This is a genomic window from Algoriphagus litoralis, from assembly GCF_003259255.1.
In the GTDB taxonomy this organism is placed as follows: Bacteria; Bacteroidota; Bacteroidia; order Cytophagales; family Cyclobacteriaceae; genus Algoriphagus; species Algoriphagus litoralis.
On the sequence record NZ_QGOL01000008.1, the window covers coordinates 186,900 to 204,014 of the forward strand.

A 17,115-nucleotide genomic window follows, 5' to 3' on the forward strand; every position below is an offset into this window, starting at 1 on the left:
ATAAATTACCCTGAACTTGGGATGTGGAGTTTAATCCGATTTGGTGACCTTCGATACCATAAAACAAATAGAATCGCATGAAAAACTCACTTTTACTCTTCTTCTTTTTAGCCGTGTTTTCGTTCACCTCTTGTAGCGATGACGAGGATCAAATCCCTTCAGGTTCTCTGAATGTAGAGGCAACCATCAACGGAGCAGACTGGAAAGCTTCCGGCAACAGCCGAGTAACTTCTTTAGCAGGCGTGACTGTTTTTGCTATTGGAGCAGGAGCTACTGATCGATCGAATATAGCTATCACACTGGATCGTGAAGCCACAGGAACTTACGATCTGGAAGGAAGAGCGCTATACACTGACGCTGCTCAGACTGTGAATAGTGCAACTTCTGGAACTGTCACCATCACCAAGCTTGAAGGCAACAAAGTGTCCGGTACATTCAGCTTCAGAGCCAGTCCGCTAGTAGGAACAGGACCCGAGGTTGTCATCGCCAACGGAAAATTTACCGATATCAATATCATGAAGTAAATGACTCCAAATCAAAAAAGCCTCTGAAACTTACGTTTCAGAGGCTTTTTTGATTTTTATTTCTCAATAACTCTCCGATTCATTCGGGAAGTCTTTGGCTTTGACATCGGAGATATACCTTTTGAAAGCATCCAGCATGACCGATTGGAGATCTGCATATTGCCTCAAAAACCGAGGCTTGAATTCCTGAGTGATTCCAAGCATGTCGTGCATCACCAGCACCTGTCCATCGACATCCCCTCCTGCACCGATTCCGATCACCGGAATGCTGACCGTTTCAGCTACTTTTTTGGCAAGTGCAGCTGGGATTTTCTCCAGGACCAAGGCAAAACAGCCGCATTCTTCCAGGGTTTTTGCATCCTCCATCAGCTTTTTGGCTTCCGCATCTTCTTTTGCTCGAACAGTATAAGTGCCAAACTTATAGATCGACTGTGGTGTCAATCCCAAATGCCCCATCACTGGGACGCCAGCACTTAATATCCTTAATACAGATTCTTTGATCTCTGATCCACCTTCGACTTTGACCGAATGAGCTCCGGATTCCTTCATGATGCGAATCGCAGATCGAAGCGCTTCTGAGCTATTTCCCTGATAATTTCCAAAAGGAATATCCACTACAACAAACGCTCGCTTGACAGCTCTCACCACCGCAGAAGCGTGGTAGATCATCTGATCAAGGGTGATCGGAAGTGTAGTCTCATGACCTGCCATCACATTGGAGGCAGAATCTCCCACCAGAATGATATCTATGCCTGCATCGTCCAGGATTTTAGCCATCGAATAGTCGTAGGCAGTGAGCATGGAGATTTTTTCACCCCGATGCTTCATTTCCTGCAGGGTATGCGTGGTGATTCTCTTGATATTCGCTGAGGAATGTACAGACATGATTAATGGAGCTGGACTGAATGATGATTGCCAGAGACATCCACGCGGATGTGCTCATTGAGTGTGGTGGAGAGTTCGTAACCGGTATAATCCGGGCGAAGTGGAAAAAGTCCATGGCTGCGATTGACAAGCACTGCGATTTCCATTTTGAGGATCTCCTGATCCAAAAAAGGCTTCATCGCATAGACCAAGGTCCTACCGGTATTTAAGACATCATCCACCAAGATGATCGTCTTGTCGGTCAATTGGATTTCTTGAGAAAGCTCGACTTCTGATCTGGAAACGGAGTTTTTGTCAAGCAAAACTTCGACAACCTCTACCTGAAGCGGTGAAATTTGCCTGAGTTCTTCTGCCAAAAGCTTGGCCATACTCATCCCCATTCCGGTAATTCCTGCAAAAACTACTCCTGCAGAATTCACATTTCGCTCATAGATTTCGAAAGCCATGCGGGTGATTTTCTGCCCGACCTGCTTGTGGTTGAGTACTTCGCTCATAGGATGATTTTGAAAAATGAAAATTAGGCCAAATTGGGTTGGATTCAAAACCGATCAGCGGTGACTGTCCTCCTCATGGAGAATATTCATGTAGCTCTGGTAGCGATAGGGATGGATGTACCCCTCCTCGAGCTTCTTCAGCACCACACAGCCCGGTTCATTGATATGTGTGCAGTTATTGTATTTACACTGACCGAGGTATGCTCTCATTTCGGGAAAATAATGCGAAAGTTCATTGTCCTCCACGTCCAAGATCCCAAATTCCTTGATGCCGGGAGTATCTATCAAATCCCCACCTTCCGGGAGAAGAAAAAGCTCCGCAAATGTCGTGGTATGAACACCTTTGGCACTGAAGCCTGATATTTCCTTTGTATCCTGCTTGGCACCCGGGACCAACGCATTCAAAAGCGTGGACTTACCCACTCCAGAATGCCCAGAGATCAAACTTGATTTTCCCTGAATCAAAGGCAAAAACTTATCCTTCAAGCCTTTTTCAGTCAAAGCAGAAATTTCCAAAACCGGATAACCCAGCGGCTCATAAATCTCATGGATATCCTGGAGCCATTCTGCCTCATCCTCTCCTTCCAATTGATCCATCTTATTCACCACAAGGATTGCCGGAATCCGAAAACTCTCTGTGCTGACCAAAAACCGATCGATGAATCCTAGCGAAGTCCTCGGCTTTTTCATCGTAATTACCAAGATCGCCTGATCCAGATTGCTGGCTATGATATGAGAAAAGTGCTGCTTTCGCGTTGACTTTCGGATTACGTAGTTTTCCCTCGGCAAAATCCTCGAAATAACAGCGGTGGCTTGGTTTTCTTCTCGCTCCATTTCCACCCAATCTCCTACTGCTATCGGATTAGTCAGCTTAAGGTCGTCTTGCTTGAATTTCCCCTTCAGCCGCGCAGAGAATACTTCCCCGTCCGTCTGGACGATATACCAGCTTCCTGTCGATTTGATGACTCTACCTTTCATCTGATTATATTTTGATTTTTTTTGGTCAGATGGAATGCCCTGAATAATCGTTCCCCTGTGTGAGAAGCCATTCTCATGGGCATTTCATGTGTTTAGACTCATTTGACTCACTTTTTCAATGATTCGATCTGCTGCGCCAAGATTCGATTTTACCCATTTTTTGGTGGCTTCTACCGCATTTTGATAATTTTCCGGATTTTCCAACTTAAGAAATTGTTGAAACAAAGCCTTCTCATCCTCAACTGAAAAACCACAGCCTTCGATTTGGCTTTGCGCAGCTTCAGGAAATTTCGAATCCTTTTTCACCTTGCCAAATAGGACTGGAACTCCAAAACCCATGGGCTCCAAAATATTATGAAGTCCTTTGCCAAATGCCCCACCTACATAAGCCACCTTGGCAAACTGATATAAAGAAGAGAGCATCCCTATGTTATCAATAAACAATACAGCAGTGGCTTCTGGCGATTTCCAGTGAGAAAAACGCCTGGATTCTAATCGGATTTGCGAAGCCCACCGATCCATCGGCTCTGGACTTAAATCATGGGGAGCAATAATCCAGCAGTAATCGGGCCGAGAATTGATCAGGGGAATCAGCAGCTGCATGTCTTCATCCCAAGCCGAACCTACCACTACGGCTGGCTTTCCCCCTACCCAACTTGCGATATCGGGTAATACGCTAGGTGCAGCAGCTGTGGCTGCGACTCGGTCAAATCGTGTATCGCCGGCAAGACTAGCATCCGTATAGCCCATCGATGCCAAAAGATTTAGGCTTTTTTCATTCTGGGTAAAGATCCAATCCATGGCAAAAAGATTTTGCCTGAAAAAGGAGCCAAGTACTCCGAAATAGGGTTGATCCTCCCTAAGACTTGCTGAAATCAAAAACACCGGAATTCCCCTTTTTTTAAGCGCTTGAATATGATGGAGCCAAAGATCATATTTGACAAAAAACACAAACTCAGGGGTCAAAATACCGACAAAACGCGCTGCATAACTTTTCCTATCCAGTGGCAAATAGGTAAAAAAATCCACGTTGGGTTGAGACTTTTTTGCCACATGATCGTAACCTGATGGACTAAAAAAACTCACCACCACAGTTAGTTTCGGCCTGCTGGCCTTGAGGGCGGCGATGACCGGTCGTGCTTGCTCATATTCCCCCAGCGATGCCACATGAAACCAGACCAGAGGACCGGAGTTGTGGGATTTAAAATTTTCAAGCCTTTCGAACAGCGACTTTCTTCCTGACAAAAATTGCCTCAACTTGCCAGAAAAATGGCTCAGGATGTTCAAAACACCCGTCATCAAAAATATAATCAAGCGGTACAGCAAATTCATCTGTCAAAAGTAGCCAATCAAATACAAAACCTCATTTATTCTGAAAAAGAAGAACTCTCGAGAGTCCAAAATAAAAAAATGAAGAAAATTGAATTTCCGCTTATGGAATTACTCCCAAAAATGGGTAATTTCAAGACTATCATTTTTTACAAAATCCAGTAATACAAAAAAGTTGATTGATCAGCATGATTAAAGTTCTATTCGTCTGCTTAGGTAATATCTGCCGCTCGCCTTTGGCAGAGGCTATTTTTAACCATAAAATCAAGGATTTGGGCCTGGACCATCAATTCAAATCCGATAGTGCAGGGACTTCCGATTTTCACATCGGGGAGCTTCCTGACGAGCGCACCATCAAATGTGCCCAAAACAATGGCCTAAAAATGGCCCACAGAGGTCGACAGGTAAACCGAACTGATTTTCGGGATTTTGACTACATCATAGCCATGGATGACAATAACCTGCGAAACTTAAACAATCTGAAGGTTCGGTATAATTTCCCAGACAAAGAGATTTTCCTGATGCGTGATTTTGTGGCGGGTGAGGAAGGCCTTCCTGTACCGGATCCGTACTATGGAAATGAGGAGGGATTTGAAGAAATTTACCACATTCTAGACCAAGCAATTGACCATTTTTTGGTCAAAGTCAAAGAAGTGCATCAGATCTATGCATGATCAGCATGAACTCTACCAACAGGTAATTTTTGAAACTTTGGGTCCTTTGGCCCAGCTTAAATCTGCAGTTTTCATTGCAGCAGGGAATCACAATCAGGGAATAAAATTAATCACCAGCGAGGGCTCTTTCTTTCTCAAACTGAATTTTGATCATGAGCGGGATATTCTGGCCAAAGAATCCGAAGGATTGCAATTGCTCGCTAGGTCAACGTTTCTGCAGGTCCCACAGACCATTGGTTTTGGCAGGATCGACGATTACAACTACCTACTCTCCGAATTCATCGCCTCCTCCAGACAACAATTGGATTACTGGGAAGATTTGGGGCTAGGTTTGGCACACCTTCATTTGGCTCATGGAAAAAGCTTCGGTCTGGATTCCGATAACTACATCGCCTCCCTGCATCAGAAAAATCTTCAAAATGACCATTGGTCTGATTTTTTCATTGAGCAACGGCTCGAACCTATGCTGGGATTGGCCTATTTCTCTAAGCTGATCCCGCTGGATTTTCTTAAAAAATTTCAGACGATCTATTCAAAAATAGAGTCTATTTTCCCGAAAGAAAAACCTTCCCTGCTCCATGGTGACCTCTGGTCCGGGAATGTGATCTGTAATCAGGATGGGAAGCCCTGCCTGATCGATCCTGCTGTATACTACGGACATCGGGAAATGGATCTGGCCTTTTCAAGGCTGTTCGGAGGCTTTGACTCCAGATTTTATGATGCCTACGAGTCTGTGACTCCTTTGGAGCCTGACTTCGAAAGCAGAATTGGAATCTACAATCTCTACCCATTGCTCGTGCACCTGAATCTTTTTGGGACAGCCTACCTCCCCGGCATAGAAAAAATCATCAAACGCTTCCAATAATGTCATTTCTAATTAGATCCTATCGCCACGAGGATGCTCAAGCGGTCATGGAAATCATTAATGACTTCATCCTCCACACCTCGCACAATTACGACTATGAGCCAAAGAAATTGGACGAAGTGGAGAAACTTTTTGAAGAAAAAACCAAAGACGGCTATCCCATTCTAGTCGGCGAAGTGGACAATGAGGTAGTTGGATATGCGACATTCGGAAGATTTCGGGCAAAGCCCGGATATGACAAAACAATTGAGCACTCTATCTACCTGAATAAAAAAGCCCAATCCAAAGGAATGGGCACTGCCATGATGCGGCAACTCATTGATATTGTAGAGAAAGACGGTTACCATGTTATGATAGCCGGGATGGATTCAGAAAATGCGGGAAGCTATCAATTCCATGAGCGACTCGGATTCAGGGAAGTGGCCCGATTTTCGGAAGTTGGCTATAAATTCGGAAAGTGGTTGAATCTCGTTTTTATGCAGTTGATTTTGAAATCTGAAAACTAGTCTAAACTGCCAATTTAAATGATGCTTCGACTCCGCTCAGCCTGACCTCAAAAGACTATGCGATCATTTCTTTTTCGCCAGTTTTCACAGCCTGATAGATCGCATCTACGATCACCAAATCCCGAAGTCCTTCCTCTCCGTCCACAGGAATCATTGGCTTTTTCCCATCCAAAATAATGGCAGCCATTTCGTCCATCTGAGTGGTCTGGTGGGTAATATGTTCGGCATCGATTGGGCCTTTATTTGTCCATGCTTTGATCGGGCCGTAACCAGTCGAAGGCTGCATTTCAGCAAATCCTTTGGTACCGTTTAGGAAAAATTTGTCCAGATTATTGAGTGAATAAGTGGAGAGACAGGACGCAACTGCTCCTGATGGAAATCCCATCTGAAAAGTAATGGTCTCATCCACATTTTCTTTGAATTTGACTGGATCAGTCTTCATTTCCTGAGCTGTAACCCAGAGAGGTTCTTCTCCCAACATATATCGTGCACCATTGATCGAATAGATCCCAATATCCATCATGGATCCTCCACCGGCAAGTTCATAATTCAACCGCCACTGAGTGGGATCACCTATTCTAAACCCGCTCAATCCCTGAAAAAACAAGGTTTCGCCAAATTCACCTGCTCGCTGTCGCCGAACAACTTCCATGGTTTTTGCTTCAAAATGCATCCGATAACCCACGAGCAAATGTACTCCAGCAGCCTTGCATGCAGCCACCATTTCTCTTCCTTCAGCAGCATTGAGGGCCATAGGCTTCTCACAGATCACATGTTTCCCGGCTTTTGCCACCCGTATGGAATACGGTTTATGCAGGGAATTAGGGGTAATGACATAGACTGCATCGATGTCGGGATTATCCTTGATTTGATCAAAATTCTCGTAGTTGTAGCAGTTTTTGTCCGGAATGCTGTATTTCTTTTTCCAATCCTCGATTTTGGATGGAGTTCCACTGATCACCCCGACGAGTTTTGCCCGTTTACAGTTGACCATGGCCTCAGCCACACGGTTTCCATAGCTTCCCAGTCCCATGATGGCTACACGTAGTACTTTATCTTCCTTTTTAAAATTCATAGCAGATAGGGTATCGGAGAAAGGCAAACTCAGTGCTAAAGTTGACAGTCCGGCTCTTTTGATAAAAATTCTTCTGGTTCTCATGGGTTTGCGAGGTTTAAGGTTTGACTCCTTGAAGTTAAAGAAATCTCGGTATGAATCTTCAGGGATTGCCTCACCTCCTCAAAATCTGGTTAACTTTTTCTTCTCACCACTTGAAAGGTATTGCGGGAAGCCTGCTCCAATAGTACCTCAAATCCCTGTAACAATACCGGGATATCTGCGACTATTGGATGTAGGATAGTGAGCAATTCCAGTCCATCATTGTATCGGATTTCAAACTCTTCCCGGAGATTTGCCATCAGCCTTTCGAGCTTAAAAAGTTGTGTATCGATCACAATGGATATACTGATGGCTGAGAGTTGCAGCATATTTACTCTGAGCTTCAGGGTCTGTAGCTGTTCATATACACGATGGATATGTTTCTCCTCAATGAAGGTGAAATCCGTTACTTTGAAACTGACCAAGACCTGATCTTTTTTCAACACAATCGTCGGAACCTGATGTGCGGAGGCCTGTTCATGAATCTTGGTACCTGCAGCCTCTGGATCCAGGAAAGATTTGACATAAAGTGGAATCCCCGCATTAGCCAGGGGCTTGATGGTTTTGGGATGAATCACAGATGCACCGAAATAGGTCATTTCTGCCGCTTCTGCATAGCCCAATTCATCAAACTTCTTGGTGTTTTGGAAAAGCTTGGGATCGGCATTGAGTACTCCTGGGACATCTTTCCAGATCGTCACTGCACCAGCGTCCAAACTAGTAGCGAGGATTGCAGCTGTGAAATCAGAACCCTCCCGACCCAGCGTGGTCGTTTTACCTTTGGGATCTGAACCGATAAACCCTTGGGTCAATATCGGAAAATTCTCAAGAAGGGGTTTCCATTCGCTCTGACAGGATTTTCTAGTTTTGGTCCAGTCGATTTTTGCGAAGCGAAAATCAGAATCGGTATGGATCACGGCTCTCGCATCCTGCCAAAGCACGATCAATTCCTGAGAACACAGGTATTCTGCCACTATCCGGGAGGAAATCACTTCACCGAAACTCACGATCTGATCATAGAATTCATCGTAGTTTTCAGGGGTAAGTTTCTTTTGGAGGTCATTTTCCAGTTGATGGAAAAGATTGTCCAGCTTCGCAAAGACAGAATGATCTGGAGGAAATAGGTCCCTGCAAATTGCCTCATGGTAGGTTTTCAAATTTGCACTATTCTCAGAAAAATCTTCCGATTGTAGTTTCTTGGCCAAAATGGACTCCAGGCCATTGGTCGTTTTTCCCATTGCTGAGACTACAATTATCAAATTTTTTCGCAATCGATTACGGAGAATTTCAGCTAAGTTCTTTACGGAATCAGCATCTTTGACAGACGCTCCTCCAAATTTGTAAATCATCGTTTTTGCCATAAGAAATTATTCCTAATTTTCAGGAGTATAAACCCAATAATTGTATTTTTCCAATAATGAAAATCTCCCCCTATCAAGCTGACCAAAGTGCTTTGGCATATTCGGTCGGCATCACACTGGATCGCTACATCAAACTCAAGCAAGGCGATTTCCCTTTTGCCTCCGGCGAACTCTCCCAACTCCTCCGCGATATCGCCTTGGCTGCGAAGATAGTCAATCGTGAAACCAACCGCGCGGGACTGTCCAACATCGCAGGAGCCTTTGGACAGACCAATATTCAAGGCGAGGAGCAGCAAAAGCTCGACGTGATTGCAAACATCCGATTTATGCGGGCGCTGAGCAAGGGCGGCGAAGTTTGTGCCATCGTTTCAGAAGAAGAAGATGAAGTGATCGACCTGCAAAACAAATCCGGAAAATATGTCGTCGCCATTGATCCGCTGGATGGCAGCTCAAATATCGATGTGAATATCAGCATTGGGACCATTTTCTCCATCTACCGCAGAAAGACACCTGTAGGAAGTCCGATCACCAGCGAAGACATCATGCAGGCCGGAAATCAACAAGTAGCAGCCGGCTATGTACTGTACGGCTCTTCTACGATGCTGGTGTACACGACAGGTTGTGGGGTAAGCGGATTCACTTACGAAGCGAGTCTTGGAGAATTTTTCCTTTCTCACCCGGATATCAAAGCCCCGGAAACCGGGAACATCTATTCTATCAATGAGGGATTGGAATTGGAATGGCAACCCGGTATCCAGGAATTTGTGAGGGAGTGCAAGGTGAAAAAGTATCAGTCCCGATACATCGGCAGTTTGGTTGCTGATTTTCACAGAAACCTGCTCAAGGGTGGAGTTTACCTCTATCCCTCGACTGTACAGAATCCAAGTGGAAAGCTCCGCCTGCTCTATGAAGCCAATGCTCTCGCATTTATCATTGAGCAAGCTGGAGGAAAAGCCAGTGATGGTACCCTCAGAATATTAGATATCCAACCCGAGGACCTACACCAGCGAACTCCACTGATCATCGGATCCAAGCTGATGGTGGATGAGGCTGAAAAATCCATCCAGCAAGCTTTGTCAGAAATCCATATTATTAGCCGCTAAACAAGATTTAATTCTGAATTTGAATCTTTACCATTAACTTGGAAGCTGAAAATTCCGAAACTATGAATTCAAACAAACTTTATTTAACTCTGGCAATTGCCCTAGGTTCTGCCACACTTTGGTCTTCTTGTGAACCAAAAGAAGCTTCTGTGGAATCTGCTGAAGAGACTTTCGCCATCGAAACAGAAAGGCTGACGATCAAAGTAGATACGCTTTATAATGAATTTGAGAATCCTTGGGGAATGACTTGGCTTTCTGATGGAAGAATGCTGGTGACCGAACGTAAAGGTGAAATCCTCATTTTCAAAGATGACAAATACACCGGAGAGAAGATTCAGGGACTTCCGCCTGTTCATAATGTAAACCAGGCAGGACTTCTGGACGTGGCTGCACATCCCAAGCATGCGGAGAATGGATGGATCTATATCGCTTACGCAAAGCACTTCGAGGATAGCACCGCAGCCACCACCATCATGCGATTCAAGCTGGATGGCAATACTGCTGTAGATCAAGAAGAACTGATCATTGCTGGCCCATCTTGGGAAGGTGGCCGACATTTTGGAAGCAGAATCGTGTTTGACAACGAAGGCCACTTGTACTTCTCAAATGGTGACAAAGGAAACATTCCCATGAATGCCCAGGACCTTACCAATGCACATGGAAAAATCCACCGAATCAACGATGACGGTACGATCCCTAGTGACAACCCTTTTGTGGATTCAGTAGGTGCTGTGGCTTCGATCTGGTCTTATGGAAACAGAAACCCACAGGGTCTGTATTTCGACAAAGCTACCAATACACTTTGGGAAGCAGAACATGGACCTAAGGGTGGGGACGAACTAAATATTATCGAAAAGGGAAAAAATTATGGCTGGCCAGTGATCACTTACGGCATCAATTACAACGGTACTATTTTGGCTGAAACTTCAGAAAAACCTGGAATGGAACAGCCTATCCACTATTGGGTACCGTCTATTGCGACCTGTGGAATCACAGTTGTAACCTCTGATAAATATCCTGGCTGGAAAGGAAACATCCTGGTTGCGGCTTTGGCAAAGCAACACATCGCTAGAGTTGTATTGAAAGACAACAAACACATCGCCGAGGAAAAATTACTTCCAGGCATTGGCCGCGTACGTCAAGTCGCCGAAAGTCCTGACGGCTACATTTATGCCATTACAGAGTTGACTGGATTACTAATAAAGATCCTGCCGGTAAATTAAGTAGCCTAAAAACAAAAAGAAAGGCCTTCTTGGAAACAGGAAGGTCTTTTTTTGTCCTTAAATCTACAAAACTTAAGTAGTTGATTTGAGCCAAAATAGGAAGGTTCGAAATGGTCAAGAAACAAGTGCAACTGTCTTGGCGTTTGGAATACATGTATATCAACTAGACTGAGAATGAACCTGATCAAAAGATTAGTACCTGTATTGATTTTTCTAGGAATATCTGTCACCGGAAAATCCTGCACCCCAAAAGAAGAGGATGTTACACCCGAAACTCCACTGACAGAACTTCCCTTCTCCACTGAAACAGAAAAGATGTCCATCAAAGTGGACACGCTGTACTCTTCCCTACAAAATCCCTGGGGAATGACTTGGCTCGGTGACGGAAGGATGTTGATTACGGAACGAAAAGGAGAGGTCCTGATTTTTGACAAAGATGAATTCACAGGACAGAAAGTCCAAGGATTGCCTGCAGTCTATGCCAACGGGCAAGCAGGACTTTTGGACATCACAGTTCACCCGAACTATGCTCAAAATGGCTGGATTTACATTTCCTATGCCAAACCTGTGCCGGGAGGTGGTGCGACTACAATTGCACGATTTAAACTCAATGGTAATGCAGTAACCTCCTTTGAAGACCTCATCGTCACTACTCCTGCTTGGAATGGAGGAACGCATTATGGCAGCAGGATTGTTTTTGACAAGGACAATTTTCTTTATTTCACCAACGGAGAGCGAGGCAGTCAAAATAATGCCCAAAACCTAGGCAATTCGCACGGCAAAGTCCATCGAATCCACGATGACGGGAGAATACCTACAGACAATCCCTTTGTAAATACGGCTAATGCTGTTCCCTCTATTTGGACCTATGGAAATCGCAATCCTCAGGGAATGATCTATGATGAGGCTAATAACCGAATCTGGTCTGTTGAGCATGGCCCAAGAGGTGGTGATGAGCTTAACCTGATCGAAAAAGGCAATAACTATGGCTGGCCTGTCATCACCTATGGCATCAACTATAACGGGACTCCGATCACTGAAATCACTGAAAAAGAAGGCATGGAGCAGCCAGTGAAATATTGGGTGCCCTCTATTGCGACCTGTGGGATGACCATGGTAACTTCCGATAAATATCCTGCCTGGAAGGGGAATATTCTTGTAGCTGCATTGGCAGCAACACATATTGCCAGAGTGGAAATGGACGGAACTCGAGCGACTGGCGAAGAAAAACTGTTGCAAGGTATCGGTCGGGTACGACAAGTGTCCCAAAGTCCCGATGGATACATCTACGCTATCACAGAAGGCACGGGATTATTAATCAAGCTTTTACCTGCTGCATAAATGAAAAAGAGGGCTAATCAAAGCCCTCTTTTTTTCTCCTCACTAAAATAGTATTCCCCCTAGACCTTTCTTCAAATGTTGTCTGAGAAGGAAAAAGTCGATCCACCGTTCTACTTTATTCCAGAAAAGCCATTTAACGATCCTCCTGTTTTAAAGCAAGAAATTCTTCTTCTCGAATTCGATTACGCTCTGCCTTTGTAAGATAACGTATTTGGAGAAGTGTAATTTATGGCTATTACTTACACAAAATCCACATCCACACTGAAGGGATATTTCATCAGGAATTGTAGAGCATCCTCGATTGCCAGATCTTCAAAGAGCACCCGATGAAGATTTTCTGTAATTGGAGCTCTGATTCCTGCAGTTTTTATAAAAGCATCCATCACACGAATGGTATTTACACCTTCCGCAACTTCATCCATGGTGGCCAAAATCTGGTCTAAGGACTCTCCCTTTGCCAATCTGAAACCAACCGTGAAATTCCGTGAATCCACTGAATTGCAGGTGGTAACCAAGTCACCTATTCCAGCCAAACCCATCACCGACTGCACGCTGCCACCAAGCGCTTTGCTGAGGTGAACCATCTCCACCATGCCTCGGGAGATTAAGAGACCTTTGGCATTTTCTCCCAAACCCAAACCCGCCAAGGCTCCAGAAGCAATTGCAATGATATTTTTGAGTACTCCGCTGAGCTCTACGCCAATGATATCCGAATTGCCATACACTTGAAATTTCTCTGATCTGAGCAATCGTTGACCCTCCAGAATGACTTCATTGTACTTACTCGCGATTACCGTAGCTGCGGGATGGCCAACACTGAGTTCCTTAGAGATATTGGGGCCTGCCAGACAGCCAACTCTCACCGCAACTGTTTCCTGAAGGATCACCTCACTCATGGTAAGGATTTGGCTTCGCTTCAGTTTTTGGACCGTTTCCAGACTTTCCTTGGGATTTAGATTCAGCGCCAGACCTTTAGTCCCGTGAATGATCAGGTGATAAGGATACAGAAAAGGGCCAAAATTCCTGACCACTTCAAGAAAAGCTCCCGAGGGAATCATGAAAAAAAGAATATTACAGGACTTACAGAGTTCTTCGGGATCAAAAGTCGCCCGAATGGAGGGATGGATTTCCCTACCGGAAGTTTGATGCGCGGAGTTGATTTCTTCCACGACTTCTTCCTTTCGGGCATAGACCATTACCTCGTTCTTTTCGGCGAGCATATTGGCAATGGCAGTTCCGAAACTTCCAACTCCAACCACTCCGATTTTTTTGGATTTAGAAGAGTTTTTCAAGGCCATATCCATGTAGTCTATTGTGATAAAAATAAAGCAAACTCATATCCTCGGTAGCGATGCTCCCGGATTTGTCGCGGATAATCGGCCGTTTGGCATGGTACATGCCCACATTGTCAATCCCATGTGCAATGACCTCGTCCATATCCTTTTTCATATGCGGAGCGATATCGATCATACCCTGTGATTTCAATTCCAAAATGCGATCCATCACCAGTTGACAGGCTGATTTGAATTCTTCATAAGGAATCAAAATCTCCTCCTCTGGCAATCTGATAAGGTCAAATATATCCAGCTTGTTGTTCTTGGATCTGATCAATTCAAATCCCACAAATGCTACCAAATGGGAACTGAAAACCCGGTTTATTTTGTGAAATTCTTCCACGATCCGCTTTCCTAGCATGTGGGTATATTCCTCTTCCCGCTGTTGATCCAGGGTGATTTTTCCTTCGGAAATAAAGTAATCCCGAGTATCGATCTTCCTTCCCCGCTTGTCCAGACTATTTCCGTCCTGATCGACATAGTTGCCAAGGACATCCATAGCGCGACCCACCGACACGGATATATCAGACCCCTTGGTGAAGAATTTCAGCAAAAACTTAAAAATCTTGTATGAGGTAGAAAACTCATCGTTTTCCTTGTAGTAGCGCTCCTGGCCCGTGATGCTCAAATGATCCCGGATCAAACTTGGGGCCTCCAAAACGAAATGGTAATTAATTGTCACGGGGACAATGAAGATTTTCCCCGAATTGTCATTGAATCCCTGCTGAAAATTGGCTCGTTGTGCCTCTATCGCTGTGCTCAAAAGCCCCAATTTAAGCTTGGATTCGATCATCCCGCTTCGAGATCGGGTTCCTCCTGGGAAAAACAAACTGTGACACCCAAACTGAATCGCTTCTTTGGAGTAGGTTTTCAGCGTCTCCAGATACATCAGGTTTTTCTTTCTGCGATCCACCTTATATGCCCCTAGGGCATTCATAAAATAGGCGAAAATGGAAATATTAAAAAGATTCAATCCTGCACCATAGATGAATGGAGGCATTCCCAACACAGATATAATCCAGCCGATGAGGATACTGTCCAAATTGGAAAAGTGCGTCGGCACCATCACGATCGTCCCTTTGGTGGCCAAATCCCGAATCTGATCAGTCTGACCTGTGATTTGGATTTTGTCTTGAAGCGTATACTGATTGCTGAAAATGGACTTGATCCCCTTGACTCGGGCCGCATTGAGCAAGCGTGAGAAGCCATAGGTGACCACCCTCCTGGTAAATTTATAATGAGAGGCCTTGAAATTGGACGCTATTTCTTCTGAATAGCGTGCCGTGATCCTGTAGAGAATGTCCTGATAGGCCTTGAAGCGATTGGTCTTATCGAGGTTTAAGTCTGTATTTACAGCAAGCAGAGCGGATTTGACCTCATTCCAAAATTGATTCTCATCGTCTGGATCAACAGCCCAAGGGTTTTGCTTAATTCGTAATTTTTCTCGGTAAAGTGTCGTCTCCAACTCTTCCTTCAGGATATCAGGATTTTTCCCGGTCAGTCCCAGCACTCTCGCTTGGGCAAGATCTGCAACCTTCTTTACAAATTCCTTTCGTTCTCGGGCCAATTTCACCACCGGCCATTCATCCTTACTGGGAATGATGGGTTCGTACCGATGCTTTATGTATTTCTCGTCCAAAGGTGAATGTGGTTTTTTAAAAAGCCCAAAGATAGCTAAAATGCGATTTCTAAACGGATTTCCTTGGAGAGCCTTTTAATTCAGGCCTTAGAGCGTACAAAAATAGCTACCAAGGCTGAAGTCAATATCCCCATAATTGCCGCACCGACGACTGACTGAAAGATGTAGCTTTTGAGGTTAAAATATTCTTCAGCGGCCTGCTGCTCCATTTGACCGGAAGAGACAGAATAGGCTATGACATTCTGAAAATACTCAGGAGTGATGTAAGTGCTGGTAATGTATTGACTCAGAGGACTCAAAATCACCACGACCAGCGTCACAACCAATCCTGAAATAAAGCCCTGTTTATACGACATTTTTCCTCCATAGAAATTTCGCTTTTTGTCCAAAAGTGCGAATACATAAATAGCAATTGCGATTGGGGCGATAAAATTGGTGTAGGTCGCTTGCTTATCGATGTGGACATCATGCCACCCCATGGCTTTCTCAAAAACCATCCAAATCAATCCCATTAATACAAAGAGGATTCCCCATTTGATTTCTATTTTTCGATCTTTCATAATGCTGCAAAGGCTTTTTGTTTCAAGAGAGATGCATTTGGTACAAAATACAGAAAATACCAAAACGATTATGAAATTCTCCATGTTAGAACCAGTGTAAAGAGCGAAGTCCCTTGCCCATGAGCGAAAGGATAGTATTTTTACGCCACCTAATCACAGATGAAACCAGACCTCAAACAAATACAAGTCCCCATCGAGCCAGAAATGGCGGAGTTTGAGCATAAGTTTAGGGACTTTATGAAAAGTAAGGTCAAACTCCTAGACCACATCACCAACTACATTGTCAAGCGTAAGGGTAAGCAGATGCGCCCGATGTTTGTCTTTCTGACCGCGGGCGTATGTGGTACAATCAATGAATCGACCCACCGAGGAGCTGCATTAATTGAGTTGCTTCACACGGCATCATTGGTTCACGATGATGTGGTAGATGACTCCAATTATCGCCGTGGTTTTTTTTCAATCAATGCCCTTTGGAAAAATAAGATTGCTGTTTTAGTAGGTGATTATCTCCTTTCCCGAGGCCTTTTATTAAGTGTGGAATACGGTGATTTTCACTTGTTGCGAATAGTATCGAATGCAGTGAAAGAAATGTCGGAGGGTGAACTCCTTCAGAGCTACAAAGCTCGAAAACTGGATGTCGACGAAGAGGTCTACTACGATATTATCCGGAAAAAAACCGCCAGCCTGATTGCTTCCTGCTGCGCAGTGGGCTCGGCCAGTGTGGAAAAAAATGAGGAGAATGTGGAGCGGATGCGCCTTTTCGGAGAAAAAGTCGGCATGGCTTTCCAGATCAAGGACGATCTATTCGACTTTGGTGAAGACGAAATTGGCAAGCCTGTAGGTATCGATATCAAGGAAAAGAAGATGACCCTGCCGCTGATCTATGCCCTTAGAAACTCGGATTGGCTTTCCAAAAAGAAGATTATTTATCTGATTCGAAATCGATCAGATGACAAAAAAGCGGTGAATGAAGTCATAGACTTTGTAAAGAAAAGCGGAGGTCTACATTACGCCAAAGAAAAAATGAATGGCTTCTATCAAGAGGCACTCGATATTTTAAACGGATTCCCAGATTCTGATTACAAAACTTCACTACGCAATTTGGTGAGCTATTCGATAGAGCGAAGGAAATAAATCTGGAAA

Annotated in this window: 17 protein-coding genes; 8 read left to right on the forward strand and 9 right to left on the reverse strand. The window is 44.4% G+C overall.

Annotation, left to right across the window (positions count from 1 at the left end; all coding sequences use genetic code 11):
* Window positions 1–77 precede the first annotated feature (77 nt).
* Window positions 78–524 carry a DUF6252 family protein gene (locus tag DK188_RS10530; protein ID WP_111670777.1) on the forward strand — a complete coding sequence of 149 codons (447 nt, stop codon included), beginning with the start codon at window positions 78–80 and terminating at the stop codon, window positions 522–524.
* A 63-nt stretch (window positions 525–587) separates the two neighbouring features.
* Here DK188_RS10530 and panB read toward each other — a convergent pair whose 3' ends face one another.
* The 4 genes from panB to DK188_RS10550 all read right to left on the reverse strand — a co-directional run bounded on the left by panB (window position 588) and on the right by DK188_RS10550 (window position 4,213).
* Window positions 588–1,409, reverse strand: coding sequence for a 3-methyl-2-oxobutanoate hydroxymethyltransferase (gene panB, locus DK188_RS10535; RefSeq protein ID WP_111670778.1), 822 nt, complete (start codon window positions 1,407–1,409; stop codon window positions 588–590).
* Window positions 1,410–1,411: 2 nt separating this feature from the next.
* Window positions 1,412–1,903 (reverse strand): phosphoribosyltransferase family protein, encoded by a 492-nt coding sequence (locus DK188_RS10540; RefSeq protein ID WP_111670779.1) that lies wholly within the window; start codon window positions 1,901–1,903, stop codon window positions 1,412–1,414.
* A 54-nt stretch (window positions 1,904–1,957) separates the two neighbouring features.
* A complete protein-coding gene (gene rsgA, locus DK188_RS10545) occupies window positions 1,958–2,881 on the reverse strand; it encodes a ribosome small subunit-dependent GTPase A (protein WP_111670780.1) in 924 nt (307 codons plus the stop codon).
* 84 nt (window positions 2,882–2,965) lie between these two features.
* Entirely contained in the window at window positions 2,966–4,213 is a 1,248-nt protein-coding gene (locus tag DK188_RS10550) for a 3-deoxy-D-manno-octulosonic acid transferase (RefSeq protein ID WP_111670781.1), read from the reverse strand.
* A 185-nt stretch (window positions 4,214–4,398) separates the two neighbouring features.
* Here DK188_RS10550 and DK188_RS10555 point away from each other — a divergent pair, with 185 nt between their 5' ends.
* Genes DK188_RS10555 through DK188_RS10565 form a run of 3 tightly spaced genes read left to right on the forward strand, consistent with a single transcriptional unit; the run spans window position 4,399 to window position 6,255 of the window.
* The gene (locus tag DK188_RS10555; protein ID WP_111670963.1) at window positions 4,399–4,884 is read left to right on the forward strand and encodes a low molecular weight protein-tyrosine-phosphatase; all 486 of its coding nucleotides are present in this window, start codon (window positions 4,399–4,401) and stop codon (window positions 4,882–4,884) included.
* Window positions 4,877–5,749 (forward strand): fructosamine kinase family protein, encoded by an 873-nt coding sequence (locus DK188_RS10560; protein WP_111670782.1) that lies wholly within the window; start codon window positions 4,877–4,879, stop codon window positions 5,747–5,749. The genes DK188_RS10555 and DK188_RS10560 overlap by 8 nt, the downstream gene beginning before the upstream one ends.
* Window positions 5,749–6,255 (forward strand): GNAT family N-acetyltransferase, encoded by a 507-nt coding sequence (locus DK188_RS10565; protein WP_198673003.1) that lies wholly within the window; start codon window positions 5,749–5,751, stop codon window positions 6,253–6,255. The genes DK188_RS10560 and DK188_RS10565 overlap by 1 nt, the downstream gene beginning before the upstream one ends.
* Before the next feature lie 55 nt (window positions 6,256–6,310).
* Here DK188_RS10565 and DK188_RS10570 read toward each other — a convergent pair whose 3' ends face one another.
* Both DK188_RS10570 and DK188_RS10575 read right to left on the reverse strand, forming a co-directional pair.
* Complete coding sequence (locus DK188_RS10570) at window positions 6,311–7,414, reverse strand: Gfo/Idh/MocA family protein (RefSeq protein ID WP_111670783.1); 1,104 nt, start codon at window positions 7,412–7,414, stop codon at window positions 6,311–6,313.
* Between the two features lie 89 nt (window positions 7,415–7,503).
* Window positions 7,504–8,760 carry an aspartate kinase gene (locus DK188_RS10575; RefSeq protein ID WP_317046869.1) on the reverse strand — a complete coding sequence of 419 codons (1,257 nt, stop codon included), beginning with the start codon at window positions 8,758–8,760 and terminating at the stop codon, window positions 7,504–7,506.
* Window positions 8,761–8,828: 68 nt separating this feature from the next.
* Between DK188_RS10575 and fbp the strand changes: the two genes are divergently transcribed.
* The 3 genes from fbp to DK188_RS10590 all read left to right on the forward strand — a co-directional run bounded on the left by fbp (window position 8,829) and on the right by DK188_RS10590 (window position 12,439).
* Complete coding sequence (gene fbp, locus DK188_RS10580; protein ID WP_111670785.1) at window positions 8,829–9,875, forward strand: class 1 fructose-bisphosphatase; 1,047 nt, start codon at window positions 8,829–8,831, stop codon at window positions 9,873–9,875.
* A 62-nt stretch (window positions 9,876–9,937) separates the two neighbouring features.
* Window positions 9,938–11,098 carry a PQQ-dependent sugar dehydrogenase gene (locus DK188_RS10585; protein ID WP_111670965.1) on the forward strand — a complete coding sequence of 387 codons (1,161 nt, stop codon included), beginning with the start codon at window positions 9,938–9,940 and terminating at the stop codon, window positions 11,096–11,098.
* A gap of 174 nt (window positions 11,099–11,272) precedes the next feature.
* The gene (locus DK188_RS10590) at window positions 11,273–12,439 is read left to right on the forward strand and encodes a PQQ-dependent sugar dehydrogenase (RefSeq protein ID WP_111670786.1); all 1,167 of its coding nucleotides are present in this window, start codon (window positions 11,273–11,275) and stop codon (window positions 12,437–12,439) included.
* A gap of 239 nt (window positions 12,440–12,678) precedes the next feature.
* Here DK188_RS10590 and DK188_RS10595 read toward each other — a convergent pair whose 3' ends face one another.
* From DK188_RS10595 to DK188_RS10605, 3 genes are all read right to left on the reverse strand, one after another.
* Window positions 12,679–13,737, reverse strand: coding sequence for an NAD(P)H-dependent glycerol-3-phosphate dehydrogenase (locus tag DK188_RS10595; protein ID WP_111670787.1), 1,059 nt, complete (start codon window positions 13,735–13,737; stop codon window positions 12,679–12,681).
* Window positions 13,715–15,412 carry a 1-acyl-sn-glycerol-3-phosphate acyltransferase gene (locus tag DK188_RS10600; RefSeq protein ID WP_111670788.1) on the reverse strand — a complete coding sequence of 566 codons (1,698 nt, stop codon included), beginning with the start codon at window positions 15,410–15,412 and terminating at the stop codon, window positions 13,715–13,717. Before DK188_RS10600 ends, DK188_RS10595 begins: the two co-directional genes overlap by 23 nt.
* 80 nt (window positions 15,413–15,492) lie before the next feature.
* Window positions 15,493–15,972 carry a DUF4199 domain-containing protein gene (locus DK188_RS10605; protein ID WP_111670789.1) on the reverse strand — a complete coding sequence of 160 codons (480 nt, stop codon included), beginning with the start codon at window positions 15,970–15,972 and terminating at the stop codon, window positions 15,493–15,495.
* A gap of 159 nt (window positions 15,973–16,131) precedes the next feature.
* On the opposite strand from DK188_RS10605, the gene DK188_RS10610 reads away from it, so the two are divergent.
* Window positions 16,132–17,106 carry a polyprenyl synthetase family protein gene (locus tag DK188_RS10610; RefSeq protein WP_111670790.1) on the forward strand — a complete coding sequence of 325 codons (975 nt, stop codon included), beginning with the start codon at window positions 16,132–16,134 and terminating at the stop codon, window positions 17,104–17,106.
* Window positions 17,107–17,115: the final 9 nt, after the last annotated feature.

What these genes read in the sequence shown, in the direction of transcription:
- DK188_RS10610 (WP_111670790.1), top strand. Translation starts at nt 16,132, where the DNA reads ATGAAACCAGACCTCAAACAAATACAAGTCCCCATCGAGCCAGAAATG.
- DK188_RS10590 (WP_111670786.1), top strand. Translation starts at nt 11,273, where the DNA reads ATGAACCTGATCAAAAGATTAGTACCTGTATTGATTTTTCTAGGAATA.
- DK188_RS10570 (WP_111670783.1), bottom strand. Translation starts at nt 7,414, where the DNA reads ATGAGAACCAGAAGAATTTTTATCAAAAGAGCCGGACTGTCAACTTTA.
- rsgA (WP_111670780.1), bottom strand. Translation starts at nt 2,881, where the DNA reads ATGAAAGGTAGAGTCATCAAATCGACAGGAAGCTGGTATATCGTCCAG.
- DK188_RS10575 (WP_317046869.1), bottom strand. Translation starts at nt 8,760, where the DNA reads ATGATTTACAAATTTGGAGGAGCGTCTGTCAAAGATGCTGATTCCGTA.
- DK188_RS10555 (WP_111670963.1), top strand. Translation starts at nt 4,399, where the DNA reads ATGATTAAAGTTCTATTCGTCTGCTTAGGTAATATCTGCCGCTCGCCT.
- panB (WP_111670778.1), bottom strand. Translation starts at nt 1,409, where the DNA reads ATGTCTGTACATTCCTCAGCGAATATCAAGAGAATCACCACGCATACC.
- DK188_RS10565 (WP_198673003.1), top strand. Translation starts at nt 5,749, where the DNA reads ATGTCATTTCTAATTAGATCCTATCGCCACGAGGATGCTCAAGCGGTC.
- DK188_RS10530 (WP_111670777.1), top strand. Translation starts at nt 78, where the DNA reads ATGAAAAACTCACTTTTACTCTTCTTCTTTTTAGCCGTGTTTTCGTTC.
- DK188_RS10560 (WP_111670782.1), top strand. Translation starts at nt 4,877, where the DNA reads ATGCATGATCAGCATGAACTCTACCAACAGGTAATTTTTGAAACTTTG.
- DK188_RS10540 (WP_111670779.1), bottom strand. Translation starts at nt 1,903, where the DNA reads ATGAGCGAAGTACTCAACCACAAGCAGGTCGGGCAGAAAATCACCCGC.
- DK188_RS10605 (WP_111670789.1), bottom strand. Translation starts at nt 15,972, where the DNA reads ATGAAAGATCGAAAAATAGAAATCAAATGGGGAATCCTCTTTGTATTA.
- DK188_RS10595 (WP_111670787.1), bottom strand. Translation starts at nt 13,737, where the DNA reads ATGGCCTTGAAAAACTCTTCTAAATCCAAAAAAATCGGAGTGGTTGGA.
- fbp (WP_111670785.1), top strand. Translation starts at nt 8,829, where the DNA reads ATGAAAATCTCCCCCTATCAAGCTGACCAAAGTGCTTTGGCATATTCG.
- DK188_RS10585 (WP_111670965.1), top strand. Translation starts at nt 9,938, where the DNA reads ATGAATTCAAACAAACTTTATTTAACTCTGGCAATTGCCCTAGGTTCT.
- DK188_RS10550 (WP_111670781.1), bottom strand. Translation starts at nt 4,213, where the DNA reads ATGAATTTGCTGTACCGCTTGATTATATTTTTGATGACGGGTGTTTTG.